The organism is Martinezella rhizogenes (assembly GCF_007002745.1).
Lineage (GTDB): Bacteria > Pseudomonadota > Alphaproteobacteria > Rhizobiales > Rhizobiaceae > Agrobacterium > Agrobacterium cucumeris.
Genome location: NZ_SGNY01000005.1, coordinates 36,655 through 61,324 on the forward strand (window position 1 = coordinate 36,655; position 24,670 = coordinate 61,324).

The window sequence follows — 24,670 nt, forward strand, 5'->3', positions numbered from 1 at the left end:
CCCCCTTTTTTTTGTTCAGATTTTCTCGATCATACTTGCACAACATTGCGTTCTGAACGCTACTTATGATGGATTTTGTAGATTGGACCTGGCCGTTATCGCTTCATTATGATCGCCCGGATTTATGTGCTAGTTATCTAATTTATATATTGGCAAATCTCGAAATATTAACGGATTTATATCGTTCATACTTATCTTTTCTTAAATTTTCACACGATGTTAACCTTGTTGAGCTTCAATCATAAGGTGCGTTCACCTTGTTAATTACGTTGTGTTTCGTGGCGGATTTGTTCGCGCCCCGCAGCGTGGTGGGTGAAGTTGTTTTTCAAGGAGCTATCGCATGTTGAAACAATCATTTCTGGCACTCGTCACTCTCGGCGTGTTTTCGGGTGCTGCCGTTGCCGCCGATGCGGTCAATGACATTCCGGCTGCACCATATGTCAATGACGCCGCGCCTTCCTTTTCCTGGGACGGTTTTTACGCCGGTGCTTCGGCTGGTTATGGCTGGAACCGTGTGAAGTCGACCACTTTTGGCGTCACCACGAAGCATGAATTCGATGGCGCGCGTTTTTCCGGTTTTGCCGGTTATAATTTCGAGGTGGCACCATCCGTCGTTCTCGGCGTCGAGGGTGATCTTGGTTATGCCTGGGGCGACAAAACCATTGTTACCAGCAAGGTTTCCGCAGGTCTGAACGGCTCTGCACGTCTGCGTGCCGGTTATGCCATCGATCGTGCCCTGATCTACACCGCCGGCGGCTACACCGCGACCGACAGCGAAGTGGATGCACCGTTCGGCAAGGACAGTAAGGTGCTGCACGGCTGGACGGTTGGCGCCGGTATCGATTACGCTTTCACCAACAATTTGTTCGGCCGTGTCGAATATCGCTACAATGATTTTGGTAAGGCGACCTATAGAACGGGTGCGATCTCGTCTGTAGGCGATGTCAATGAACATGTCGTCAAGGTTGGTCTCGGCGTGAAGTTCTGATCAGGGGCGCTTCCGCTCTTCGGACAGAACGGGGGGGCGCTGATAGCGCCAACGCATGGGCAACCATGGGACCTTTATCGATCCATACCGGCCCGGCGGGAGATGTTCTGCCGGGCCGAGCTATGCTTGGCGAGCGAAAAGAAAATGCCGGCATGGTTCCGTTCGAAACCAAAAACGTGCGCTTCCTGACTTACGAGCTTGAACCGTGGTCGGGTTTGGTGAGATGGTGCGATCCTGTCCCGTCTCCCAGCATCCAGTCGATTCCCCATGCTACAGAAAAGCACTTCGCCGGGCGCTTTTGATCGTCAGGCCTATATGATCGCGCTGCTGGTCTTCGTTGCCGGCGGCACCAATGCGGCTGTTGTGCCGTTTATCGGATTTTACATTATTCAGGTGCTCGGCCACGCGCCTGCGACACTCGGCATCTACAGTGTTACGGCAATGGTCGCCTCGATTATAGCCAGTCGCATGTATGGCGAACGTGTCGATGCCGGTGTGCGGATACGGCCCCTGCTGCTTCTTTCCGTTGCCGGGGCTTTTGTTGCGGCGGCGGCGGCGACGTTCGGTCATCTGGCGCTGCTGGTGGCGGTCACGGCCACCGGCATGGGACTTTCCAACGCCGCCAGTACGCTCGTTTTCAGTTATGGTCGATATCACGGCCGGGTGCAGGTGCTCGATACGACCTCCTACAACGCTTTCCTGCGGATGATGGTATCGCTGGCATGGATGCTGCTTCCGGCCGCCGCCTATCTGATCGTTGATCTCGCCGGTGCAAAAGCCGTGTTCATGAACGCCATGCTGATGGCAGCCATCTGGGGTGGGCTGGCCTTGGCCATAGTGCCGCGTGGCCAGACTTGCCCTATGGAACGGCGACAGGACGGCGAGACCGATGAAGGGCGCAACCTGCCGCTGCTTATGGCGGCGGCGGCCAGTTTCTGCATGTCTTTCGCCCATTCCCTGTGCGCATCGGCCCTGCCGGTGTTTCTTGTGCGCGAGGTTGGGTTGCCGGATTACGCGCCGGGCCTGTCGCTCAGCATCAAATGCGCCATGGAGGTTCTGCTGATCCTGCTTGCGCCGAGGATCATGCGGCGGGTCAGCGCCCGCCTGTTGCTGAGCGGGGCGGCGGTAACGGCGATTATAGCCTTCAACATCATCGCCTCGGTCACGACATTGCCCGCCATGCTATTCGGCGCAGCCATGGAGGGAGCTTATTATGGCCTTTTCGCGGGCACGAGCCTGACCTTCATTCAGGGCTTTGCGCGCGGGCGCACGGCGCGGGCGACTGCGCTTTATATGAATTCCATCTTCCTTGCCGCACTGTTTGCCGTGCCCTTGATGGGGTTCGTGGCGCAATATTCCAGCTTTGGTGTGTCGATCCGGCTTGCCTCCGTGGGCGCCGGTGCTGCCCTGCTGTTATTGTTCCTGACGCGGCGTCAGGTGAGCGAATAGACGGATTTTCGGCTTCATTCCCGTGATAGGCGCAGGGATGAGGAGAATAGGGCCAGTACACTGTCTGGCCCGTCGCCGCCTTAGGCCGAAATATCGATAATGCCGCAGTCGCCGGCCTCTGAAGCGAAGGCGAGCAGTTTGCCGGTGGCGCTCCAGTCCATGCTGGTAATGGCGCCCTTGCCGGGGCGGCGCAGCAGGGCTTCCTTGCCGTCGGCAAGGCGCACGCCGAGGATCATGCCGTCGATGAAGCCGATGGCAAGCACGTCTTCCACCGGGTGGAAGGCGACATTGGTGACCATGATGTTGGCGCGGCTGCCGAGTTCTTCCGGTGCCTTGCCCATCGGGCCGTCCTTGCCGGCAAATGGCCAGACGATGGCGGCCGGCGCGCCGGAAGAGGCAAGCCATTTCCCCTTTGCCGACCAGGAAATGGATTTGACCTTGGCAGGATAGCCCGTCATGCGCATGTGGCGGGCTTCCATGCCGCCCTTGGTTGCTTCCATCTTCCAGCCGTGCAGGGCGTTTTCCTGCATGGTGGTGACGAGGAACTTGCCGTCAGGCGAGAAGGTGACGCCGGTATGCGCGCCCTTCCATTCCAGATCGATCGGATCACCCGCGCTCGCCACCCAATGCAGCGTCACGCCGTTATAACGCGCGGCTGCGATGCGCAGGCCCTTTGGCGCAAAGGCAATCGCCTCCACCGTGCGCTCTTCCTTGAATTCCTTGACCGTGCCGTCTGAAAGCCGCACGAAGCTGGATTTGCCGACACCGTAAGCGACCGCCTTCTGCGGCCCGCCGGCCACGACGCCCACCCATTTGCGCGGTACGTTGGCGATTTCGCTGATGCTGCCGTCATGGCCGATACGCAGCACACGCCCGTCTTCGCCACCAGAAAGCAGCGTGGCGCTGTAGGGATCGCGAATGCAGGTCAGAAGCCCCTCATGCGCCTCGGTTACCTTTTCTCCGCCATCCAGCCGGTGAATGGTGCCGGCGGCGGTGGCAAACAGGGGAATGTCGCCGAGAAAATGGGTCGAGACCACGTGGCCTTCGATATCAAGCGGGGCAACAGTCGGCATGGGGCATCGGTCTTTCGTCTATGTGTCTGATGGCGGGGCGTCATTCCCGCCGGCTGGCATGGTTCTAGAGCATTTTCGGCAAAAGCGGAACCGCTTTACATCCCTTCAACCTCATTCCTGTGCTTGTCACAGGAATCCAGCCGACGCGCGTCTGCGCGGCGAGAAAAGTTCCTTCAGCCCAAGGGCTTGGGCTGGCTGGATCTCTGTGACAAGCACAGAGATGAGGGAAGATAACGATCATACCCCGGCGCAAGGCCGGGGCACGGAGGGATAAGGATCAGGCCGTCGCGAGGCAGGCGTTGAAGCTCTTTTCCAGCTTTTCGCGGTCCAGTTCGCGGCCGATGAAGACGAGGCGGCTTTCGCGCTTTTCATCTTCCTTCCACGGGCGCTGGTGATCACCCTCGATGATCATGTGCACGCCCTGCACCACGTAACGCTCCGCATCGCCCTTGAAAGCGATGATGCCTTTCAAGCGCAGGATGTTCGGGCCGTCCGTCTGGGTAACCTTCTGGATCCACGGGAAGAACCGCTCGGGGTTCATCTCGCCGCCGCGCAGCGAGACCGACTGCACGGTCACATCATGGATCGGCGAAACCGCACCATGGTGGTGGTGATCGTGGCTATGGTCATGCCCATGGTCATGATCGTGGTGATGATGCCCGTGATCATGGTCATGGTCGTGATGATCATGATGATGATGCCCGTGATCGTGATTGTGGTCGCAATCAGGGCCGCAGACATGATCCTCATGGCCGTGTTCGAGGAAATGCGGATCGTTTTCGAGCGCGCGTTCCAGATTGAAGGCGCCCTGATCGAGAACCCGGGCAAGATCGACGCCTGAACGCGTCGTCTTGTAGATGCGCGCGGATGGATTGATAGCGCGTACGATATCCTCGATGCGGGCGACTTCCTCCGGCGAAACGAGATCGGTCTTGTTGACGACGACGACATCGGCAAAGGCGATCTGGTCTTCGGCCTCGCGGCTGTCCTTCAGGCGCAGCGGCAGGTGCTTGGCGTCAACCAGGGCAACGACGGCGTCAAGCTCGGTCTTGGCGCGCACGTCGTCATCCATGAAGAAGGTCTGGGCGACGGGAACCGGATCGGCAAGGCCTGTCGTCTCGACGATGATGCCGTCGAAACGGCCGGGCCGGCGCATCAGGCCTTCCACGACGCGGATCAGGTCGCCGCGCACCGTGCAGCACACGCAGCCATTGTTCATTTCGTAGATTTCTTCATCGGACTCGACGATCAGATCGTTGTCGATGCCGATCTCGCCGAATTCATTGACGATGACAGCGTATTTCTTGCCGTGGTTCTCGGAGAGAATGCGGTTGAGAAGCGTCGTCTTGCCGGCGCCGAGATATCCCGTCAGGACGGTGACTGGAATGGGCTTGGCTGGTGCTGTTTCGGTCATGGAAAACCCCGCGTGGAGACAAGGCCCGTAAAGGCCTCAAGGAAGAAGTGTCGACGTCCATATAGGCGCGACGTCCGGGCAGTTCAAAGAGATTTTGGCCTAAACCGGCCAAGTGGCTCAAATTTTGTTATGAAATAACGTTATGTCAAAAGCGTGGACATCTTCAAGCAGCTCGACAAGGCCTTTAACGGCGTGGGAGATGAGCCTCTCACCCTTTTCGGCCGCGGCCGCTGTGGCGTTTCCCGCAACACCATCGGGGTTGAGATCGCTCATCAGCCAGCCGAAGGCGTGCGGGCCATAGGCGCGCAGATGCCGGAAGCGGCTGGCGAAATCGCTCTGGCGTGAAGGGAAGTCGGCTGCCTTTTCCATTATCACCCGGTCCGGGCAGAGCGCCAGCATGACGGAGGTTTCGATATCGCCGCCATGAATGTCGATCGCCTTGTCTTCCGGCTTCACCACATCGGCGGGCACGCCGAAACGGGTCCAGCTGGTGGCAACCGCCAGCATGCCAAAACGGGCGCGGGCCTCGGTGGCGACGATGGTCATCAGCGGCGAATTGCCGCCATGGGCGTTCAGCATCACGAATCTACGCACGCCTTTTTCATATTCGGCTTCAGCAATGCCGAGCCAGCGCTCAACGGCCTCATCGTAACGCAGTGTCTTCGTGCCCGGCACATCCATGTGTTCGATGGAATATCCGACGGGCTCCACCGGCAGGAAAGAGACCGGCAGATGGGAGGGCAGGGCGGCAGCAAGACGGGCAACGATACCCTCGGCAATCAGCGTATCTGTCTCGAAGGGCAGGTGCGGACCGTGCTGTTCATGGGCGCCCAGCGGCAGCACGGAAATTGCACCTGTTGCGCGAAGATGAGGGTCTGTTACGTTTTCGTCGTGATAATGCGTGTATGAGTTTGGCATCTGGCAGTCCGCGCGTGCATTCGGTAAGGATTTCCAGCAACATATATCGGTTCCGCCACAGGGTAAAAGGCACTCGCATATGAGCAAGGACAAAACTGGGCATAAGGACAAGGGCGCCAAGAAAGAAAAGGGCGGCAAGAAAATAAAGGACGCCAAAAAAAGGGATGAGAATTTCAACCCTGAAGAACTGGCGCAATCCATCACCCAGGCCGCCCGTTCCATGCGCACGGCACTAAGCCACAGCCTTGCCGAAAGCGGGCTTTATGCCGGCCAGGACGGAGTTATTCTGGCGCTGGCGCAGGAAGGCAGCCTCACACCAGGGCAGATCGCCCAGAAGCTCGGCGTCAAGGCGCCGACCATGACGCGCACCATCGGCCGCATGGAAGCCCAGGGTTTCGTGGAGCGCAGCGGTGACGACGAGGATGGCCGCGTGACACTGGTGAAGCTGACAGAAGCGGGCCTGCAAAGCGTCGAGCACATCAACATCTCGATAGCCGATTGTGGCGCAAGGGCCATAGAGGGGCTTTCGGCCAAGGATGTTCGCACCGTGGTTAAACTTCTCAAGGCAATCGATACCAATCTTCAATAATTTATTGAAATTTTTAAAAATAAAACTCTGTTTTGTGGGCGCCTCTTAAACAGGTTGCGGATTTTGTTTAAATTGTTTAATTGCAATTTAAACAGGGACATCCGTCGCTGACATGCGTTTGGGAGGAATGCTGTGGCTCAAAAGGTCAAACTGTCCACGATTGCCGAAAGTCTTGGTCTTTCGACCGCCACCATTTCCCTTGCATTGCGTGACAGTCCGCTGGTTGCTTCCGATACGCGTGACAAGATCAAGGAGCAGGCGCGGGCGCTGGGTTATATCTATAACCGCCGCGCCGCCAGCCTGCGCACCTCGCGCTCCGGCATTGTTGGCGTGGTGTTCCACGATGTAATGAACCCGTTCTACGGCGAAATTCTCAAAGCCATCGAAAGCGAGCTGGATCGCAGCCGCCAGACCTTCATTCTTTCCAACCATTACGATTCGGTGGAAAAACAGCGCACCTTCATCGAAACGCTGCTGCAACTGGGTTCCGACGGCATCATCATGTCGCCGGCCATCGGCACGCCGATCGAGGATATGACGCTGGCCGAAGAAAACGGCATGCCCGCCATCCTCGTGGCCCGTTCCATGGATGGCGTCGACATGCCGACCTATCGTGGCGATGACAGCTACGGCATTTCGCTTGCCACCAATCACCTGATCAGCCTTGGCCACCGCACCATCGCCATGGTTGGTGGCACCGACCAGACCTCGACGGGGCGCGACCGTTATCAGGGTTACGTTAATGCGCTGCGCAAGGCCGGCATCGAGGTCGATCCCAATCTGCGCATTCCCGGCCCGCGCTCCAAGCAGGGCGGCTTCGAGGCCGCCGTGCATTTCCTCTCACTGCCGCAGAAGCCGACTGCCGCCGTCTGCTGGAACGATCTCGTCGCCATCGGTCTCATGAACGGCATTTCCCGTGCTGGCTTGGTGCCGGGTGTCGATATTTCCGTCACCGGCTACGACGATCTGGAGGAAGCGGCGATTGCTACCCCGGCTCTGACCACGGTTTCCAACGGTCAGGCGGAGGTGGGGCGCCTGGCGGCGCGTGCGCTGCTGGACAGGCTGGCGGGCAGCCATGAACCTGATGGCATTCACCTCATCAAGCCGGAAATGCGCATCCGGCAATCGACCGGGCCCGTGCGGCCACGGGTGTGAGTACACCGCCCGGGAGTATGGATGCGGCAGGCTGCATGTTTCTGGTTGTTCGCGATGTTTCCTTCTTCCGTCATTCCGGCCTTGAGCCGGAATCCAGCCATCGCGTGTCTACGCGGTGAAAAGACTGTCTCAGCCCAAGGACTCGGGCTGACTGGATGCCGGATCAAGTCCGGCATGACGGTGAGGGGCGCTTAAAAAAATCGACATGAAACTTCCGTCTGCCCCCATAGCATCCCCTTATTGCCCTTTTCACGGCCGTCTTTGTTTGAAAGGATCGCTGCCCAGAGGAGTGGTATGGCGAGCGGTTCGCCTGAAACCCGCTCCGGCTATTGGAATGTTATCAGGAGGAATATCCGCTCATGTCTGACAAAAAGGCCGTCGTTCTCGTTCCCGGCAAGATAAATCCGCGCGTTCTCGAACGCCTCGAAGGCAAGGTTGAGATCGTGGCCGTGCCTGCCGGTGCCGAGCCGGCCCTGCCTGATGGTGCGGCGGAGCGCGTTAATGCCATCGCCGTTTCCGGCGTTGTCAACGCCAAATGGATCGATGCGCTGCCGAAGCTCGAGATCATCGCCAATTTCGGCGTGGGTTATGACGGCGTTGACGCCAGACATGCCGCCACGCGCGGCATTGTGGTGACGAATACGCCTGATGTGCTAAATGACGAAGTGGCCGATACGACGATTGCGCTTTTGATCAACACCGTGCGCCGGCTTTATCAGGCAGAAACGTGGTTGCGCGATGGCAAATGGGTTGGCGAAGGCCCGTTCGCACTCTCGCCGTTTTCGCTGCGCGGCCGCAAGGTTGGTCTCTTCGGCATGGGCCGCATCGGCCAGGAAATCGCCAAGCGGCTCGAGCCCTTCAAGGTGGAAATCGGATACCACACCCGCAGCAAGCGGGATGGTCTCTCCTACACCTATTACGGCTCGCTGAAGGAGATGGCGGAAGCCGTCGATATACTGATCTGCATCGTGCCCGGCACGCCGGAAACGCACAAGGCGATCGATGCCGAAATCCTGACGGCGCTTGGGGCTCAGGGCGTGTTCATCAATGTCGGCCGCGGTTCCAGCGTCGATGAGGATGCGCTGCTTGAGACGCTCAAGAGCGGCGCCTTGGGTGCTGCCGGTCTCGATGTGTTCTATGCCGAGCCGAAGGTGCCGGAAGCCTTCCTGTCGCTGCCGAACGTCTCCCTGCTGCCGCATGTCGCCTCCGCCTCGGTTCCGACGCGTAACGCCATGGCCGATCTGGTGGCCGACAATATTCTCGGCTGGTTTAAGGACGGCAAGGTGCTGACACCGGTGCCGGAAACGCCGGTCAAGGGGTAGGGTTGGAAGATACTCTGCGGGGCGGCGTGAAGACAGCCTTTCGAGATATCTAAAAAGGCTCTGACCGCTCCTCCGTCATCCTCGGGCTTGACCCGAGGATCCACAAGCAGTTGCAGTCGATGGATCCTCGGGTCAAGCCCGAGGATGACGTCGAGTGCGAAGGCTCGGTTGTCATGCCCGAGAACGGAGAGACGGCTTAGCACCAGTTATGATGCTTTCGCGTTCAACCTTTTATTCCGCAATCTCCGAGCTTCCCACCCAGCGCCCTTCGGCAAATGACCGGGCCATGGCGTGGATGCTGCGCTCGATCTTCAGCCCTTCCTCGAAATCGATGATATGCGCCTTTTTCCCCTCGATCGCCGCGATCAGTTCCCGGCATTCGATGACCTTCAGATCGTTGAAGCCGAGGCCGTGGCCCGGGGCGGGGATGAAGCGGTCATAGGGCTTGTGATGCGGCGCCGTGAGGATGGTTCTGAAACCCTGCTCTTCCGGGCGTCCATCCGTGGTGTAAAGCTGGAACTCGTTCATCCGCTCCTGATCGAACAGGATCGAGCCCGTGGAGCCATAAATCTGGATGGCAATGCGGCCCTTGCGGCCCCAGGCGGAGCGGTTGGCGATGAGCACGGCGGAAATGCCGCCTTCGAGCTTCAGCAGCACGCTGGCAAGATCGTGCGTTTCAACGGCACGGTTGCCACCGCCAGCAAGCGGGCGGGTTTCGTAAGGTTTCACCATGTCGGTGATGGCGCTTTCGGCATGACCGAAAAGGGCATAGAGCAGCGACAGCGGATGCACGGCGAAATCATCCAGCGCGCCGTAACCGGAAGACGCCTCGCTCTTCCAGTAGAAGTGCTGAGTGGCATCGGCCATGAAGTCCTCGTCCATTTCGGCGCGAACGTGATAGACGTTGCCAATCGCGCCTTCGTCGATCAGGCGGCGGATGTGGCGGATGACGGGGTTCTGGATGTAATTGTAGCCCATCGCTGCCGCCTTGCCGGACCGGCGGGCGGCATCGCGCATCTTCACCGCGTCGGCAAAGGCGGGCGCCATCGGCTTTTCACACCAGACATGTTTGCCGGCCTCAAGGGCGGCAATCGCCATTTCCGGATGGAAAGCATTCGGTGTGGTGACCGAGATGACGTCTATCTCGGGATTGGAAAGCAGGTCGCGCCAGTTACCCGTCGAGCGGGCAAAACCGAACTCGGCGGCTTTTTTCGCGGCAAGCTCGGGGTTTACTTCCGCGAGCGTCACGAGGCGGGGGCGTTCCACATCGCCGAAGACGCTCGTGACGTTATTCCACGCCAGCGCGTGGCATTTGCCCATGTAACCGGTGCCGATAAGGCCCACGCCAAGAGCGGCCATGCTATTCTCCTCCCGAAATTATTTGAATCAATTCAATTCGTTAATTGCGTTTGTTGTGTGCCAAGACAGTCTCAAGACGTATCTTCGCGCGCTCCCCCATTCCTGTGCCTGTCACAGGAAACCAGCCGACGCGGCTCTCGCACGACGGAAAGACACCCTTTCAGCCCAAGGACTTGGGCTGGCTGAATCCCTGTGACGAGCACAGGGATGAGGCGGCGGCGTTGTTTGCCTGAACTGCTTACGGATTATCCCGCTTGAAAATCCAGTCATGATCCGGATGGTTCTTGAAGCGCCATTTGCGCATCGGCCCGGCCATCACGTTCAGATAATACATCTCATAACCATAGGGCGCGCCGCAGGGGTGGTGGCCCTTGGGCACCAGCACGACATCGCCGTCCGACACCGCCATGGTCTCATCCAGCGAACCGTCTTCGGTGAAGACGCGCTGGAAGCCGAAACCCTGCGCCGGGTTGAGCCGGTGATAATATGTCTCCTCCAGATAGGTCATGTCTGGGTAGTTATCCTCGTCATGTCGATGCGGCGGATAGGACGACCAGTTGCCCGACGGCGTGAAGACTTCCGTTACCAGCAGGCTGTCGGCCACATCGCGCTCTTCCATGGCGATGGGGAAGATGTAACGCGTATTAGCGCCCTTGCCGCGTTCGGTCAGCTGCACGCCGTTCGGGCCGATCTGCTGCGCCTCGCGGCTGCCTTTTTCGCCGGGTGCGGTGCAGACGCCGACGGTGCAATCGGTCGTGGCGGTCAGCGACCATTCGGAGCCTGCGGGTACGTAGACGCAATGCGGCGGCTTGCGTTCGAACACATTCATGCGGTCGCCGAGTTCACCGAAATCCTTACCCCCCGCGGAAACTGTCGCCTTGCCTTCCACCAGCACGAGGATGACTTCGGTATCGCCAGTGCTTTCCGCCGCCGTTTCGCCCGGCTTCAGGCGGTAGAGGCCGAAACCGACATAACCCCAATCCGCGCTTTGGGGCGTGATATCGTGCACCTTGCCGCTGGTCGCGACCGGCTTGCGCAGAAGTGAGGTCATGGTGGTGTTCCTTTTTGGTCAGTCGTTCAATTTATCGGGCGGCTATTCCCGCGTTTCCCTCATCCCTGTTCCCCGGGACAAGCCCGAGGACGTCACAGGGATCCAGCCAGCCCAAGTCCTTGGGCTGAGAGGAGTCTTGCCGCCGCGTAGACACGCGTCGGCTGGATTCCTGTGACAAGCACAGGAATGAGGGGGAGGAGTTGCACCGGAACATACGATTCTAGGACGTATAGACGAATGCCCCCCGCTCAGCTCAAGCAGCCTGAGCCTTATCCAGCCCCGCCTCACGCGCAAAAGCCTTCAGCGATTTCAGCCCCAGGCTCTGATATTCGAACGGGTTGCGCACGTCAGGGTCCTGTTCGGCCTCGATCACCAGCCAGCCGCTGTAACCATGCTCCGCCGCCACTTTCAGAACCGGCGGGAAATTGACGCCGCCTTCGCTGTCGCCCGGCACGGTGAACACGCCACGGCGAACGCCTTCGAGGAAGGAGAGCCGCTCACCCCGAACCTGATCGGCAATGACGGGGCGCACGTTCTTGGCATGGATATGGCCGACACGGCCCATGTATTTCTGCGCAACGCGCACGGGATCACCGCCGCCGAACAGGCAATGGCCGGTATCGAGCAGCAGATGCGTCTTCGGACCGGTGTGCTTCATCAGGAGATCGATTTCCTCTTCGCTTTCGACCACCGTACCCATATGGTGGTGATAAACGAGGGTGATGCCCTGTTCTGCGGCAAAAGCGGCCAACGCTTCGACACCCGCACCGAATTTCGCCCAGTCCTCGGCAGCAAGGCGCGGACGGTCAACCAGCGCCGTGTCGTCAGCACCATGGATGGCATTGGAGGTTTCGCAGACGATGATGACCTTCGAGCCCATGGCTTTCAGCAGGTCAAGCGCCGGCTGCATCGCCTTCTTTTCGGATTCGATGTCGTCGGTCAGAAGGTTCAGCGAATGCCAGCCGGAGACGAAAGAGAGGCCGCGCGGCGAAAGCACGCCCTTCAGGTCTTCCGGCTCCGTCGGGAACTTGTGGCCTTTTTCGATGCCGTCGAAACCGATCTTGGCGGTTTCATCGAGGCATTGTTCGAGGCTGATATGCGCGCCCAGCGTACGGTCGTCATCGTTGGACCAGGCAATCGGGTTGGTACCGTAACGGATCATTTTACTGTCTTTCCTTGAGATGGTTTTCATAACGAGCGCGCGCGCCGGCAATTTCGCCGCGCTCGGAAATTTCAGGCACCGCGACATCCCACCAGTGACCGCCGGCCTGCGGCGTCGGGTAAGGATCGGTATCGATGACGATGACGGTGGTGCGGCTGGAGGCACGAGCCGCCGCAAGCGCCTCTTCCAGCTCGCTTATGGTGGAAACCTTGCGTGCATCCGCACCCATCGAGCCCGCATGGGCCACGAAATCGATGGCAATCGGGTTGACGTTGGTGTGGGCGTAGAGGTTGTTGAACTCTGCGCCGCCGGTTTCCATCTGCAGGCGGTTGATGCAGCCGTAACCCCTGTTGTCGGTGATGACGAGCGTGATCTTCACGCCCATGGCAACCGATGTCGCAAGCTCCGAATTCATCATCATGTAGGAGCCGTCGCCGACCATGACGATCACGTCCCGGTCCGGTTCCGCCATCTTGATGCCGAGACCCCCGGCAACCTCGTAACCCATGCAGGAGAAGCCGTATTCCATGTGATAGGAGAGCGGCAGCTTGGATTTCCACAGCTGATGCAACTCACCCGGCATGGTGCCTGCGGCGCACATGACAACGGTATTGTCACGCGACTGGCGCTGCACCGCGCCGATGACCTGCATGTCTGTCGGCAGGCTGTTCACGTGCTCTTCGCCCGGTGCCGCCGTATCGGCATCGGCCTTTTCGAACCATGCCGCCTTGAGGCCGGCATCCGGCGCTGCAAAACGGTGGCTACCCAGGGCGGCGGAGAGCTTTTCAAGCCCGATCTTCGCATCCGCCGTCAGGCTGATCGCATCATGCTTGGCGCTGTCATAGGGCTGGACGTTGAGCGCCAGGATCTTGCGGTTCGGGTTCTTGAACAGCGCCCAGGAACCCGTGGTGAAATCCTGAAAACGGGTGCCAACGCCGAAGACGAGATCGGCCTTTTCGCTGACGATATTGGCGCTTTCAGCACCGGTGACACCGACGGGACCGAAATTCAGATCATGATCCCATGCGAGGGCCGATTTGCCGGCCTGCGTTTCGACGACGGGAATGGAGTGGGTTTCGGCAAAGCGCTTCAGTGTCTCGGTCGCGCCGGCAAAATGCACGCCGCCGCCGGCGACGATAACAGGGTTCTTCGCTGCCTTGAGCGCAGCGACCGCCTCTTCGAATTCTACCACGTCCGGCTCAGGACGACGCTGGCGCCAGACCCGCTTTTCGAAGAAACTCTCGGGGTAATCATAGGCTTCCGCCTGCACATCCTGGCAGAAGGCGAGCGTGACCGGGCCGCAATCGGCCGGGTCCGTCATGGTACGCATGGCGCGGGGGAGCGCTGTCAGCAATTGTTCCGGCCGCATGATGCGGTCGAAATAACGGCTGACCGGGCGGAAGCAATCATTCACCGTCATGGTGCCGTCGCCGAAATCTTCCAGCTGCTGCAGCACCGGGTCGGGGCCGCGATTGGCGAAGACATCGCCGGGGATCAGCAGGACCGGCAGGCGGTTGACATGCGCGAGCGCTGCCGCCGTCACCATGTTTGCCGCACCCGGGCCGATGGAGGAGGTGACCGCCATGGCGCGGCGGCGACGCAGCTGCTTCGAATAGGCAATGGCCGCATGGGCCATGGATTGCTCGTTCTGGCCGCGATAGGTCGGCAGTTCGTCGCGGATGCCATAAAGCGCCTCGCCGATGCCGGCGACATTGCCATGGCCGAAAATGGCCCACATGCCGGCGATATAGGTTTCGCCGTGTTCATTCATCTGCGCTGCCAGGTAACGAACCATGGCCTGCGCAGCCGTCATTCTGATTGTCTTCACGCTGCCTCTCCCTTTTTGGCGCGCGCCTCATCCCAAATGCGGCACAGGCTGGTATAACGCTGCGCCATATCCTTTACCGCTTCCTCATCGGTCATCCTGCCACCGAGCCAGTTGCGGGCGGCATCCGCGAAAATCGTGCGGCCAACGGCGAAACCTTTGACCAGATCGAAGCCGGCAGCAAGGCGGAAGCTTTCTTCCAACTCGCTTTGCGGCGCGTCGAGACCGAGAACGACGATGCCGCGCACATAAGGATCGTTGCGATGCACGGCGTCGCAGGCGTTCTTCCATGCGGCGCGGGTCTTCATCGGCTCCAGCTTCCACCAGTCGGGATAAACGCCGATCTCGTAGAAGCGCTCGATGATACGGGCGGCGGTAAGATCATCGGTCGGACCAACCTTGGAGGGAATGACCTCCAGCAACATTTCCAGTCGGTTGCGGCGTGCGGCTTCGAACAGCCGTATCACGGTCTCTTCCTGCGCGGCGCGCATGTCTTCCGTATCATCAGGATGATAGAAACACAGAACCTTGACGACATTCTCAAGCGGCCATTCAGAAAGTCCGCCGAAATCCTTGCCGAGTTCGGGTTCCAGCGTCAACGGGCGCGAGCCGGGCCATTCCACCGGACGGCCGATCCAGAGGCCGGAGCCGCTGGCAGCAAACAACGCATCGCGGCCAAGACGACCATCGCAGAGAATGCCATAACCCGCCTCACCACCGGCCACCTGCTGCGCGGCCTGAAGGCAGAGCTTCTTGAAAGCGCCGATCTGCTCGTGCTTGATGCCAAGCTCGTCGGTGATGGCCTCCAGCTGCATGCGATGGTCAAAGGCGAAGACGCGCATCGTGTCCCAGTCGCCCTTGCGGTTGGTGGACCAATGCACCTGTTCCAGCGCCTCGTCCTTGCGCAGCGCCCTGTTGCGAATGCCGGCCTTGAAGAAATATTGCAGCTCTTCCCAGCTCGGATAGGCCGGTGTGCAGCCATGGCGGGAGACGGCGAAAGCGCCGCAGGCATTGGCGTATTTCAGCGTCGTCGGCCAGTCTTCACCGCGCAGCCAGCCACGGAACAGCCCGGCCATGAAGCCATCGCCGGCACCCAGAACGTTGAAGACCTCGATCGGGAAACCTTCGCCCGTCTCGCCATCATCGAGGCTTGCAGGAATATCACCGGCGAAAACCGAAGCACCCATTGGCCCGCGCTTGCACACCAGCGTCGCGTTCGAAACCTTGCGCACGGCCTTCAACGCGGTCAGCGTATCGGTGGAGCCACCGGCAATGTGGAATTCCTCTTCCGTGCCGACGATCAGATCGAACAGATGCAGGGTGGATTGCAGCTTGGCGGTGACCTTCTGCGATTCGACAAAACGGCTCTCGCCATCGCCATGGCCGGCCACACCCCAGAGGTTGGGCCGGTAATCGATATCGAGCGCCGTCTTCGCGCCATTTTCGCGGGCGAGTTTCAGCGCTTTCAGCACCGCCGCTTCCGTCTTCGGATGCGACAGATGCGTGCCGGTGGCGCAGACGCAGCCGGCTTCGGCAATGAAAGCAGGATCGATGTCATCTTCGCTGAGCGCCATGTCGGCACAGTTTTCGCGATAGAAAATCAGCGGGAACTGGTTCTGGTCACGAATGCCGAGCAGCACCAGGGCGGTCAGTCGCTCCGGATCGGTTTTTACGCCACGCACGTCAACGCCTTCGCGAACCAGCTGCTCGCGGATGAAGCGGCCCATATGTTCATCGCCAACGCGGGTAATGACGGCGCTGTTGAGCCCGAGGCGCGCAGCCCCGGCGGCGATATTGGTGGGAGAGCCGCCGATATATTTGGCAAAGGAGGCCATGTCCTCCAGACGGCCGCCGACCTGCGAACCGTACAGATCGACAGACGAGCGCCCGATCGTGATGAGATCAAGTTTTTTCAAAAGCTTCCTCCTTAGCACCGCACCTCGGTACGGTCTGCCTCACATGTCTGGAGCGGCATTCAGGCGACGATCGCCCGCATCTTTCGCCATCCCGCTCCGATGAGCCTCCTCCGCTCATTTTCATTCGTCACGAGACGGACGATTATGGAATGCCCGTTTCATGGATTTGGATCATAAATTCTATTTTTTCCGTTTTCAATAAAAATATTCAGGCTGTTTTGCGAGTTCCCACAGCCACTGCGAGGGTAATAGCCAGACAGAGCGTGGCGGAAAGCGAGCGAAATGCGCCGAAATCGATCTCTGTGACAGTCAGCAGCGTCGCGCCGGATTTCCGGAGCGGATTGACGGCGGAATCGGAAAGCGCCACGACCGGAATACCGTTGGCGCGGGCGTTTTCCGCCAGCTCCAGCGTCTCAGTGGAATAGGGAGAAAAGGTGATAGCGATCAGCGCATCGTCACGGGAAATGGCGCTGATATTGCCGAGCCCGCCAACCGCGCTGTGCAGAACCGCCGGCACCTTCATCTTCTCGAAGGCGTAAGCGAGATAGCTGGCAATGGGGAAAGACCGCCGCAGACCGATGATATGCACGGTGCGCGCACCGGCCAGAGCCGAAACCGCCTCGTCAAGCTGGCGTGTATCGACCGATTTCAGCAGCATTTCCAGCGAGGACCGGCCGGCCTCCACGAATTCGGCAAGCAGGCCGGATGCGCTTTCATCGCCCTTCTCACGCAGATGGTCGAGCCGCGTGGCATAATCCGGCCAGCCGCCGACATAGGAATCACGGAACAGCCGCTGCATTTCCGAAAAGCCGGAAAAGCCCATGATCTGGCAAAAACGCATGAAGGCAGAAGGCTGTACGCCCGCCCCTTCCGCCATTTCGGCGACGGTGGAAACGGCGATGCGATCCTGATTGGAGGCGACATAATCGGCGCATTGCCGCAATCGTTTCGGCAAACCCTCCGCGACCTGGAGCAGCCGCTCCTCAAAAGCCTTTACGGATTCTGGCGCCTCGATTGCCGTCATTGTCGTTCCCTTATGCAGACTGAAATCGTGTGCACTTTAACTGCAGTGGAATTTTTATTCCATTGGGTTTTTTGAGGAAGGGCAAATGAGACGGCTGGGGCTTTGTGTGATCGGTCACCCTCCGTCATTGCGGCCTTTAGCCGGAATCCTGTAGGCGCGCGTCTGCGCGGCGCGAAGAGTCTTTTCACCCCAAGGACTTGGGGTGGCTGGATACCGGCTCAAGGCCGGTATGACGGAGATTATATATGAACGCGCAACGGCGATGCGTTGGCTCAGTGCAGCCCGCCAACGCCAAGATGCGTATCGATAATATCCGGGTTCTCCGCAAGATCGCTGGACGGCCCCTCCCAGACGATGCGGCCGCGTTCCATGATGATGGCGTGGTCGGCGAAGTCAATGGCCATCTGGATGCGCTGTTCGACGAGGAGAATGGTCATTTCGCCGGATTGGGCGAGTTTGGAGAAGGCCGCCATCAGCTCCTCGCAGATGACGGGGGCGAGGCCTTCGAGCGGCTCATCGAGCAGCAGCACGCGCGGCTGGCCGAGAATGGTGCGGGCGGTGGAAAGCATCTGCTGTTCGCCGCCGGAAAGTTGCGAGCCGAGATTGCGGCGGCGCTCTTTGAGGCGCGGAAACAGCGTGTAAGCCTCCTCGATGGCCGATTTCGGCCGGGTCTTGAGGCCGACGAACAGGTTTTCCTCGACGGTAAGCGTCGGGAACACATCCCGTGTCTGCGGCACGTAACCGAGGCCGGCTTTGGCGCGGGCGGCACTCGGCAAAGCGGCGATGTCCTGCCCGCCGATGCGGATATCGCCGGCAAAGCGTTTCGTCTGGCCGGCGAGCGTGGCGAAGAGGCTGGTCTTGCCGACGCCGTTGCGGCCGAGAACCGCGAAACGCGAACCCGACGGCACGGAAAGCGACAGGCCCTCGATGACGCGGGTGGGGCCATAACCGGCGGTGAGGTTGACGATTTCAAGCGGCGCTGCGGGCATCGGCGTAACTTCCCAGATAGGCTTGGCGGACTTCCGCATTGCTGGTGACGTCTTCAGGCGAACCGTCGAAGATGACCGCGCCTGCGGCGAGCACCACCACACGTTTGGCGAAACGGAAGACCAGATCCATGTCGTGCTCGATCATCAGGATCGCGAGGTCCGCCGGCAGCCGGTCGAGCGCCTGTTCGATGCGCGCGGTTTCCGTGGAAGGCACACCGGCGGCCGGTTCGTCGAGCAGCAGGATTTTCGGGCGAAGCGCCATGGCAAGCGCGATCTCGATCAGCCGCTGCTGGCCATAGGCGATTTCACGTACCCTTGTTTCGGCAAGAGCCAGAAGGCCGAGCGTGCCGAGAATATCGCGTGCTTCGCTCATCACCGATGGCATGGCGCGGTAACGGCCGAAAATCCGGCCGGTCTTTCCTTCCCGCTGGAGAATGGCGAGCGCCACATGTTCTTCGGGCGTCATGTCCTGAAACAGCCGTGTGACCTGAAACGAGCGGACGAGGCCGCGTTTCACCCGCTGGCTGGCGCTGAGGCCTGTCACATCCTCGCCGGCGATGCGCACCGTGCCGGCCGAAGGTTTGATGTTGCCGGTGACGAGATTGACGAAGGTCGTCTTGCCGGCGCCGTTGGGGCCGATCAGCACCGTGCGGTCGCCCGGCGATAGTGACAGCGAGACGTTATTGGTGACGACGAGGCCACCGAAATTCTTCTGCAGGCCGGATACTTCAAAAATGGGGCTCATTTGCGATCTCCCCGCAGGCGCGCAATGATCTGCTCACCCGCGCCGTAAAGCCCGCGTGGTGCAAAGAGCACGACGGCAATCAGCAGCAGGCCGACGATCGTCAGCCAATGAAACGGATTGGCGGCTGAAACGACATCTTCGAACCACATGAAGGTGACGGTGCCGATCAGCGCACCATAAAGCGAACCCGCGCCGCCCAGCACCAGCATGACCAGCGCTTCGGCCGAAAGCGTGAAGCTGAGGCTATCAAGGCCGACGACCTGGGTTGAAATGGCGTTGAGCGCACCGCCAATGCCGGCGACGACGCCTGATATGACGAACATCTTCAAAATCGTGCCGTTGACGGAGCCGCCCATGGCCTGAATGCGGATGCTGTCCTGCTTGACGCCGCGACACAGCATGCCGAAGGGTGAATGGACGATGATCCTGAGGGCGACGAAAACGAGGAGTAGCAGACAGACGCCATAGATATAAGCGGTGCGGCCGAAAAGATCGAATTCGAAGGTGCCGAACAGGGCATCGGGGGAGACACCGGCGAGCCCGTCGCTGCCGCCCGTCCAGTTCGACGCCTTGTTGGCCGCCTCGTGAAACAGATGGATGACGGCGATGGAAAGCACCAGCTGCGGCAGGCCGTGGGCACGCAGCAGAACCGTGCCGGAGAGCAGCCCTGCGACGCCGCCGGCTGCGGCGCCGATGGCGGTCATGAGCAGCGGATCGGTGATCTCGAAATGGGCGGCGGCAATGCCGGCGGCATAGGCGCCGGCACCGAAGAGCGCCGCATGGCCAAGCGTTGCGACGCCGCAATAACCCGTGACGAGATCGATCGACAGCACGAGCAGCGCAATGGCAATGATGCGGGTCAGAAGCGCCAGATTATCCGGAAACAGAAAGTAGCCGATGATGGCGGCGGCGATGATGATGAGCGGCCCGGCGACAGCGCGCAACGGCGAGCGTGTCTTCGGGATCTCTGCTGTTTCAGTTACATCGTTCATAAGCACCGCCATCTCATTTCGCCCTTCCGAGAAGGCCGCGCGGGAACAAGGTGATAATCACGATGACCGCCAGATAAAAGAAGAATTCGCCATATTCGGGAGCGAGATACCGCCCGGTCGTATCGATGGCGCCGAGCAGCAGGCAGGCGATCAGCGCGCCCGGAATGGAGCCCGCGCCACCGACCGAGACCACCACGAGGAAGGTGACCATGTAACGCAGCGCATAATAGGGTTCGACCGGCAGCAGTTCCGCGCCGATGACGCCACCCATGGCGGCAAGGCCGACGGCGATGGCAAAGCTGACGGCGTAGATAACCTCGGTGCGCACGCCGAGCGCCGCGGCCATCGCGGCATTGTCGACCGCCGCCCGCAGCTTGATACCGAAGGCGGTCTTCTCGAAGGTGAACCACAGCGCGCCGGCCACGGCAAGACCGCAGGCGATGGCGAAGATGCGATGGGTGGCGATGGTGCGGAAACCGAGATCGGTGGGGCCGGCCAGCTGTTGCGGCAAGGGAATGGTTTTGAGTGTCGGCCCGAACACAAAATTGGCGATGCCGATGATGCAAAACGTGATGCCGATGGTCATCAGCACCTGTGTCAGTTCAGGTGCGCCATAAATCCGCCGGTAAAGGAAACGTTCGAGCGGTATGGCAATAATGATGGTGCCGACTATGGCAACGAGGATCGCCGCCGCATAACCGAGACCGAGGCCGTGGGCGGCATAGGAAGCGAGGTAGCCGCCGATCATGGCGAAAGCGCCATGCGCCAGATTGACCACGCGCATCAGCCCCATTGTCACCGATAGACCGATGGAAATGATGAACAGGACCATGCCATAGGCAAGCGCATCGATGAGGATGCTGAAGACCGTCTGCATGTTGAAAAAACTCCTCCCGGTGCTGTAACGCCCGTCCGGGCCGGAACCGAACCGCCATAGGGGCGGTTCGACCGTTTCAAGAATGCCGCCATTGTCGCGGCGAGGCCTGTGTTGCCGGTTATTTCGCGGCGGCGAGACCCGGATCGCCCTGTTTTTCGAAAGTCTGGACTTCCTTGTTGTAATAGCTGCCGTCATCGGCCTTGGCGACTTCGCGCAGATAGATGTTCTGCGTGATGTGGCGGCTTTCCGGATCGATGCTGACAGGGCCGCGCGGGCTTGTCCAGGAAAGACCCTTCACCGCCTCGACTGCCTTTTCCGCATCCTGCTTGCCGCCGGTGGCCTCGATCATCTTGCTGATGACATACATGCCGTCAAACGCGCTGACGGCCGGGAAGGACAGTTCCTTCGGATTGCCGATCGCCTTGGTGGCGGCTTCCACGAATGTCTTATTCTCCGGTGAATCATGCGAGACGGCGTAATGGAAGGTCGTCTGCATGCCGAGCGCGGCCTCGCCCAGTGCCGGCAGGTCGGATTCCTGCGTCAGGTCGCCCGGTGCGAAGAGCTTCACGCCTGCGGATTTCAGGCCGTTATCGTTGAAGGCCTTGACGAAGCCGAGCGTGGTCGGGCCTGACGGCAGGAAGGCGAAAACGCCTTGAGCACCGGAGTCCTTCACGCGCTGCATGATCGGGCTGAAATCATTGGTGGAAAGCGGCATGCGGATGGTTTCCACCACCTCGCCGCCGGCGGCGGTAAATGCCGCCTTGAAGGCGTTTTCGGCATCGACGCCCGGGCCGTAATCGCTGACCAGCGAAATGACCTTCTTCACACCGCCATCAAATGCCACCTTGGCGATGGGGGTGGAGGTCTGCCAGGTGGTGAACGAGGTACGCACCACATAGGGGCTTTTCGTCACGATGGCTGAGGTGGCGGCATTCATGATGACCATCGGCACATTGCCCTGCTTCAGAAGCGGCGTGACGGCCATGGCATCAGGGGTGAAATAGAAGCCGGCGAGATATTGCACGCGTTCCTTCACCACCAGCTCCTGCGCCAGCGCCTTGGACTGCGCCGGATCGGCCTGCGGCACATCGCGATAAACGACCTCGATCGTGTCATCGCCGACCTTGTTGCCGTGCAGCGCAAACCAGGCATCGATGCCGGCCTTGAAGTTCTTGCCCTGCAACGCAAATGGGCCGGAGAACGGACCGACCACGCCGACCTTGATCGTCTCGGCATAAGCAGCAGAACTGAAGCAGATGGCCGCGATTGCGGCGGTGATCCGTAATTTCATTGATTTCCTCCCAATTGATCCGTGGCTCCCATCCACCGATCCAGGCTGCCAGATTGATGAGTGTGGTGACCAAAGTAAAATGAAATAAGGGGGGTAATAAATAACCTGACGGTTATCAATCCCGGCTTCATCTGCTTTCGTCTGCAATGGGGTCACACAATAGGCATCGCCGGGCGATTCTCAATATGAGCCCGCCGGCGACCATTCCGAGCGGCCTGTCTGCAAGCCTCCACGTCCGGATGTCCCGTTATCAAACCGGCTATGACCGGGTGACGGGAGAACATGAATTTCATGCGCGTAAAATGATATGCCTTAACCAGTTCTAAGGGGATTGTTCGTAGTCTCGCGAAGCATATTTTGAAATTTATTTGGTGTCTGATGGGCGAATATCAAAATAAGGCTGTTGAGCTGATGCGAAATCGCGTCGGAGAAAGTATACTTAACAACAAGATCGAGCGCCGCGAGGCGTTTCTGCGTAAGGCGCTGGCTCTGTATCACGTCATGGGTGGTACGGCGGAGGGGGTTCAGGCGGCAACGAAGGATGTTGCAACCTTGCCGGTGCCGCCTGTCGATGTGGCGGTCGGCGATGTCATGTACAAGCTCGCCGCAATCGGCCATGTCGCCGATATCGATATCATTCAGGCTGGTTATAACAAGCTCGACGCCGCGAACCTGCATATCCTCAGCAAAGGCAAGAAGCTGTTGCAGAAACAGCGGGAAAACAAGCTTGCCGCCACCACCACGCCGGCAAAATAAGCCGCCCATTCAGGGCGGCCCAGTGGGGGCGGCTATGATATCAGGCCACTTCCCCGACCAGAATCTCCTGCCAGGCATCATAGGCCGATAGAACCGTTTCCATCTGCGCGGTATGGCCGGTGATGAAATCATTGCCGTAGATGGTTTCATCGGGATATTCGGTGATCAGCGTCATCGGTACGGTGTGGCGGTCGTCGATGGACGACAGACAGGGGAAGCCGTTGATGATGCGGAAACCGGTTTCGCCAGCGTGGATTTCATAAAGCGCGATCTGGCGATTATTGTAGTCCAGAAGTCCCGGAATGGCGCCAAGATGGCGGGTCACCCGGTCGAGCAGGGCTTCGGCTTGGTTTTCCCAGTCCGCATGGTGGCGGATGATGAGGAAGAACCCTTTCGGCAGCGTCCACATGGCGAAATTGCGCGGCACATAACCGGATAGAGGCCGGGTCCACTCGTGAGAGGGATAACCGTGCAGGTTCACATGCAGGCTCGCGCCACTCATCTCCTGCGCCTTGAAACGGATTTCCTTCTCGTTGAGATGCGCGCCCGAATTTTCCGGGGTGCGATATTCGAGGTCATCACCAAGAGCGGTGTAGCGCGCGGCATGGTGCATGTGGCGCGGATTGTCGACGCGAAGCCGCTGGTGCAGGGCGTAGCCGTCGGGATTTTCCAGTGGCGAGATGGTGAAATGCGCGCCCTTACGCTCCGCGAGTTTACGGGCGGCGCGGATGGCGCCGACGATGCCTGTGGTCTCGTTGGGGTGCTGGCCGCCACTCACCATCACGGCGGCATCGCTGCCGGCCACGTAGCGGGCGGAGAGGACGCGGCCGGAGCGCGAGCGGGCCTCGAAGGTCTCGCCCCCGATATCCGCCAGCAGTGCCGCCAGCTGGCCTGCCGCAACCGGTTCCCGTGCCTCATCGATCGGCTGATTGTCGCCATCAAGGAAGGTGGTGCTGAGCTTGCGGGTCTCGATGCGCAGCGAGACTTCGCCTGCGCTCTTGACGATTTCCGGCACGATCTGGCCGGGTTTCAGGCCCCGGTCACCCAGCGGCCGGCCGGATTTCTTCTGGAAGAACTCCAGGAGCGAGAAATAGAAATCCTCGTGCAGCGCTTCACGCAGGCTGACGACCTCATCGCCGACGGAGAGGGTCAAATCTTCGGCCGGGTGCGCGACGCGGATGTTCAGTTCTTCGAAATAGGGCTCCTCATCGCCCCAGCCGTGGTTGGCGACGGCATGGATAGCCGCTTCGAAAAGCCGCTCGTAATCCGTCTCCAGCCGCTCGCCCGCAACATCGCCGGCAGGCCGGAACCAGCCGGTTGGCGAGACATTGGTTTCGCCGACCATATCGGTATGAACCCGGTTTGGGGCCAAAACCTTCAGGGTTTCCTGCTTGCCATTGCGACTCAGCGTAACGTCATAATGGAAGGCGTCGTCGTCGCGGGCGATGAAATCGATCTTCGCATCGCCCACCAGAGCCGCCAGCGGATAGGCCTCCAGCCGGAAACGGTTGGCGGGGGCGTTGGCGTGCACGGGGTAACGCACCTCGATGATGTCGACGCCATCCAGATTGATCTCTTCCAGAAAGGTGAAGAGAAGCGGTTTATAGGCGCTGCGAATGCGGGCGCTGACGCCCTTTTTCTTCAGCCTCTCTTCGGCCTCGCGGCGGCTTTTGGCGTCATCAAAGGTCCATGCCTCGAAGGACTGGCCGGGTGTCGCGCGGCTGACGAGGATATCCAGAGTGCGTTCGAAAGTCTGGTCGAAAATCTGGCTCATC

Annotated in this window: 21 protein-coding genes; 6 read left to right on the top strand and 15 right to left on the bottom strand. The window is 59.9% G+C overall.

Going from position 1 to position 24,670, the window contains the following annotated elements:
• Positions 1 to 340: 340 nt before the first annotated feature.
• Together EXN68_RS15930 and EXN68_RS15935 are read left to right on the top strand one after the other, a co-directional pair.
• Positions 341 to 988 carry an outer membrane protein gene (locus EXN68_RS15930; RefSeq protein ID WP_142841811.1) on the top strand — a complete coding sequence of 216 codons (648 nt, stop codon included), beginning with the start codon at positions 341 to 343 and terminating at the stop codon, positions 986 to 988.
• 267 nt (positions 989 to 1,255) lie between these two features.
• Positions 1,256 to 2,437, top strand: a complete 1,182-nt coding sequence (locus EXN68_RS15935; protein WP_142841812.1) for an MFS transporter — start codon at positions 1,256 to 1,258, stop codon at positions 2,435 to 2,437.
• A gap of 80 nt (positions 2,438 to 2,517) precedes the next feature.
• Here the strand turns inward: EXN68_RS15935 and EXN68_RS15940 are convergent, their stop codons facing one another.
• From EXN68_RS15940 to EXN68_RS15950, 3 genes are all read right to left on the bottom strand, one after another.
• A complete protein-coding gene (locus EXN68_RS15940) occupies positions 2,518 to 3,510 on the bottom strand; it encodes a WD40 repeat domain-containing protein (RefSeq protein WP_142841813.1) in 993 nt (330 codons plus the stop codon).
• Positions 3,511 to 3,787: 277 nt separating this feature from the next.
• The gene (locus EXN68_RS15945; RefSeq protein WP_142841814.1) at positions 3,788 to 4,924 is read right to left on the bottom strand and encodes a CobW family GTP-binding protein; all 1,137 of its coding nucleotides are present in this window, start codon (positions 4,922 to 4,924) and stop codon (positions 3,788 to 3,790) included.
• Positions 4,925 to 5,041: 117 nt separating this feature from the next.
• A complete protein-coding gene (locus EXN68_RS15950) occupies positions 5,042 to 5,842 on the bottom strand; it encodes a creatininase family protein (protein WP_142841815.1) in 801 nt (266 codons plus the stop codon).
• Positions 5,843 to 5,921: 79 nt separating this feature from the next.
• On the opposite strand from EXN68_RS15950, the gene EXN68_RS15955 reads away from it, so the two are divergent.
• The 3 genes from EXN68_RS15955 to EXN68_RS15965 all read left to right on the top strand — a co-directional run bounded on the left by EXN68_RS15955 (position 5,922) and on the right by EXN68_RS15965 (position 8,908).
• Positions 5,922 to 6,431, top strand: a complete 510-nt coding sequence (locus EXN68_RS15955; RefSeq protein ID WP_142841816.1) for a MarR family winged helix-turn-helix transcriptional regulator — start codon at positions 5,922 to 5,924, stop codon at positions 6,429 to 6,431.
• Positions 6,432 to 6,563: 132 nt separating this feature from the next.
• A complete protein-coding gene (locus EXN68_RS15960) occupies positions 6,564 to 7,586 on the top strand; it encodes a LacI family DNA-binding transcriptional regulator (RefSeq protein WP_004433466.1) in 1,023 nt (340 codons plus the stop codon).
• Between the two features lie 359 nt (positions 7,587 to 7,945).
• Positions 7,946 to 8,908, top strand: coding sequence for a 2-hydroxyacid dehydrogenase (locus EXN68_RS15965; protein ID WP_142841817.1), 963 nt, complete (start codon positions 7,946 to 7,948; stop codon positions 8,906 to 8,908).
• A 231-nt stretch (positions 8,909 to 9,139) separates the two neighbouring features.
• Here EXN68_RS15965 and EXN68_RS15970 read toward each other — a convergent pair whose 3' ends face one another.
• The 11 genes from EXN68_RS15970 to EXN68_RS16025 all read right to left on the bottom strand — a co-directional run bounded on the left by EXN68_RS15970 (position 9,140) and on the right by EXN68_RS16025 (position 22,139).
• Complete coding sequence (locus EXN68_RS15970; RefSeq protein ID WP_142841818.1) at positions 9,140 to 10,267, bottom strand: Gfo/Idh/MocA family protein; 1,128 nt, start codon at positions 10,265 to 10,267, stop codon at positions 9,140 to 9,142.
• Between the two features lie 238 nt (positions 10,268 to 10,505).
• Complete coding sequence (gene iolB, locus EXN68_RS15980) at positions 10,506 to 11,318, bottom strand: 5-deoxy-glucuronate isomerase (RefSeq protein WP_142841819.1); 813 nt, start codon at positions 11,316 to 11,318, stop codon at positions 10,506 to 10,508.
• 253 nt (positions 11,319 to 11,571) lie between these two features.
• Positions 11,572 to 12,480, bottom strand: a complete 909-nt coding sequence (gene iolE / locus EXN68_RS15985) for a myo-inosose-2 dehydratase (protein ID WP_142841820.1) — start codon at positions 12,478 to 12,480, stop codon at positions 11,572 to 11,574.
• Between the two features lies 1 nt (position 12,481).
• Positions 12,482 to 14,308 (bottom strand): 3D-(3,5/4)-trihydroxycyclohexane-1,2-dione acylhydrolase (decyclizing), encoded by a 1,827-nt coding sequence (gene iolD, locus EXN68_RS15990; RefSeq protein ID WP_142841821.1) that lies wholly within the window; start codon positions 14,306 to 14,308, stop codon positions 12,482 to 12,484.
• A complete protein-coding gene (locus EXN68_RS15995; protein ID WP_142841822.1) occupies positions 14,305 to 16,221 on the bottom strand; it encodes a bifunctional 5-dehydro-2-deoxygluconokinase/5-dehydro-2-deoxyphosphogluconate aldolase in 1,917 nt (638 codons plus the stop codon). Before EXN68_RS15995 ends, iolD begins: the two co-directional genes overlap by 4 nt.
• 208 nt (positions 16,222 to 16,429) lie before the next feature.
• On the bottom strand, positions 16,430 to 17,245 hold the full coding sequence (locus EXN68_RS16000) for a MurR/RpiR family transcriptional regulator (protein WP_142841823.1): 816 nt from the start codon (positions 17,243 to 17,245) through the stop codon (positions 16,430 to 16,432).
• Between the two features lie 272 nt (positions 17,246 to 17,517).
• Entirely contained in the window at positions 17,518 to 18,234 is a 717-nt protein-coding gene (locus EXN68_RS16005; protein ID WP_020809642.1) for an ABC transporter ATP-binding protein, read from the bottom strand.
• A complete protein-coding gene (locus EXN68_RS16010) occupies positions 18,215 to 18,979 on the bottom strand; it encodes an ABC transporter ATP-binding protein (RefSeq protein ID WP_142841824.1) in 765 nt (254 codons plus the stop codon). The genes EXN68_RS16005 and EXN68_RS16010 overlap by 20 nt, the downstream gene beginning before the upstream one ends.
• On the bottom strand, positions 18,976 to 19,983 hold the full coding sequence (locus EXN68_RS16015; protein ID WP_142841825.1) for a branched-chain amino acid ABC transporter permease: 1,008 nt from the start codon (positions 19,981 to 19,983) through the stop codon (positions 18,976 to 18,978). Before EXN68_RS16015 ends, EXN68_RS16010 begins: the two co-directional genes overlap by 4 nt.
• 1 nt (position 19,984) lies before the next feature.
• The gene (locus EXN68_RS16020) at positions 19,985 to 20,848 is read right to left on the bottom strand and encodes a branched-chain amino acid ABC transporter permease (RefSeq protein WP_142841826.1); all 864 of its coding nucleotides are present in this window, start codon (positions 20,846 to 20,848) and stop codon (positions 19,985 to 19,987) included.
• A gap of 118 nt (positions 20,849 to 20,966) precedes the next feature.
• Positions 20,967 to 22,139, bottom strand: a complete 1,173-nt coding sequence (locus tag EXN68_RS16025) for an ABC transporter substrate-binding protein (RefSeq protein ID WP_142841827.1) — start codon at positions 22,137 to 22,139, stop codon at positions 20,967 to 20,969.
• 378 nt (positions 22,140 to 22,517) lie between these two features.
• On the opposite strand from EXN68_RS16025, the gene EXN68_RS16030 reads away from it, so the two are divergent.
• Entirely contained in the window at positions 22,518 to 22,895 is a 378-nt protein-coding gene (locus tag EXN68_RS16030; RefSeq protein ID WP_142842077.1) for a hypothetical protein, read from the top strand.
• 40 nt (positions 22,896 to 22,935) lie between these two features.
• On the opposite strand, the gene EXN68_RS16035 is transcribed toward EXN68_RS16030, so the two are convergent.
• Entirely contained in the window at positions 22,936 to 24,669 is a 1,734-nt protein-coding gene (locus tag EXN68_RS16035; RefSeq protein ID WP_142841828.1) for a M14 family metallopeptidase, read from the bottom strand.
• Position 24,670: the final 1 nt, after the last annotated feature.

Excerpts from the sequence above, each read along its gene's own strand:
- EXN68_RS15940 (WP_142841813.1), bottom strand. The coding sequence starts at position 3,510 with ATGCCGACTGTTGCCCCGCTTGATATCGAAGGCCACGTGGTCTCGACC.
- iolB (WP_142841819.1), bottom strand. The coding sequence starts at position 11,318 with ATGACCTCACTTCTGCGCAAGCCGGTCGCGACCAGCGGCAAGGTGCAC.
- EXN68_RS15930 (WP_142841811.1), top strand. The coding sequence starts at position 341 with ATGTTGAAACAATCATTTCTGGCACTCGTCACTCTCGGCGTGTTTTCG.
- EXN68_RS16020 (WP_142841826.1), bottom strand. The coding sequence starts at position 20,848 with ATGCAGACGGTCTTCAGCATCCTCATCGATGCGCTTGCCTATGGCATG.
- EXN68_RS16005 (WP_020809642.1), bottom strand. The coding sequence starts at position 18,234 with ATGCCCGCAGCGCCGCTTGAAATCGTCAACCTCACCGCCGGTTATGGC.
- EXN68_RS16010 (WP_142841824.1), bottom strand. The coding sequence starts at position 18,979 with ATGAGCCCCATTTTTGAAGTATCCGGCCTGCAGAAGAATTTCGGTGGC.
- EXN68_RS15935 (WP_142841812.1), top strand. The coding sequence starts at position 1,256 with ATGCTACAGAAAAGCACTTCGCCGGGCGCTTTTGATCGTCAGGCCTAT.
- EXN68_RS16030 (WP_142842077.1), top strand. The coding sequence starts at position 22,518 with ATGGGCGAATATCAAAATAAGGCTGTTGAGCTGATGCGAAATCGCGTC.
- iolE (WP_142841820.1), bottom strand. The coding sequence starts at position 12,480 with ATGATCCGTTACGGTACCAACCCGATTGCCTGGTCCAACGATGACGAC.
- EXN68_RS15945 (WP_142841814.1), bottom strand. The coding sequence starts at position 4,924 with ATGACCGAAACAGCACCAGCCAAGCCCATTCCAGTCACCGTCCTGACG.
- EXN68_RS16000 (WP_142841823.1), bottom strand. The coding sequence starts at position 17,245 with ATGACGGCAATCGAGGCGCCAGAATCCGTAAAGGCTTTTGAGGAGCGG.
- EXN68_RS15950 (WP_142841815.1), bottom strand. The coding sequence starts at position 5,842 with ATGCCAAACTCATACACGCATTATCACGACGAAAACGTAACAGACCCT.
- EXN68_RS16035 (WP_142841828.1), bottom strand. The coding sequence starts at position 24,669 with ATGAGCCAGATTTTCGACCAGACTTTCGAACGCACTCTGGATATCCTC.
- EXN68_RS15965 (WP_142841817.1), top strand. The coding sequence starts at position 7,946 with ATGTCTGACAAAAAGGCCGTCGTTCTCGTTCCCGGCAAGATAAATCCG.
- EXN68_RS16015 (WP_142841825.1), bottom strand. The coding sequence starts at position 19,983 with ATGGCGGTGCTTATGAACGATGTAACTGAAACAGCAGAGATCCCGAAG.
- EXN68_RS15955 (WP_142841816.1), top strand. The coding sequence starts at position 5,922 with ATGAGCAAGGACAAAACTGGGCATAAGGACAAGGGCGCCAAGAAAGAA.
- EXN68_RS16025 (WP_142841827.1), bottom strand. The coding sequence starts at position 22,139 with ATGAAATTACGGATCACCGCCGCAATCGCGGCCATCTGCTTCAGTTCT.
- EXN68_RS15970 (WP_142841818.1), bottom strand. The coding sequence starts at position 10,267 with ATGGCCGCTCTTGGCGTGGGCCTTATCGGCACCGGTTACATGGGCAAA.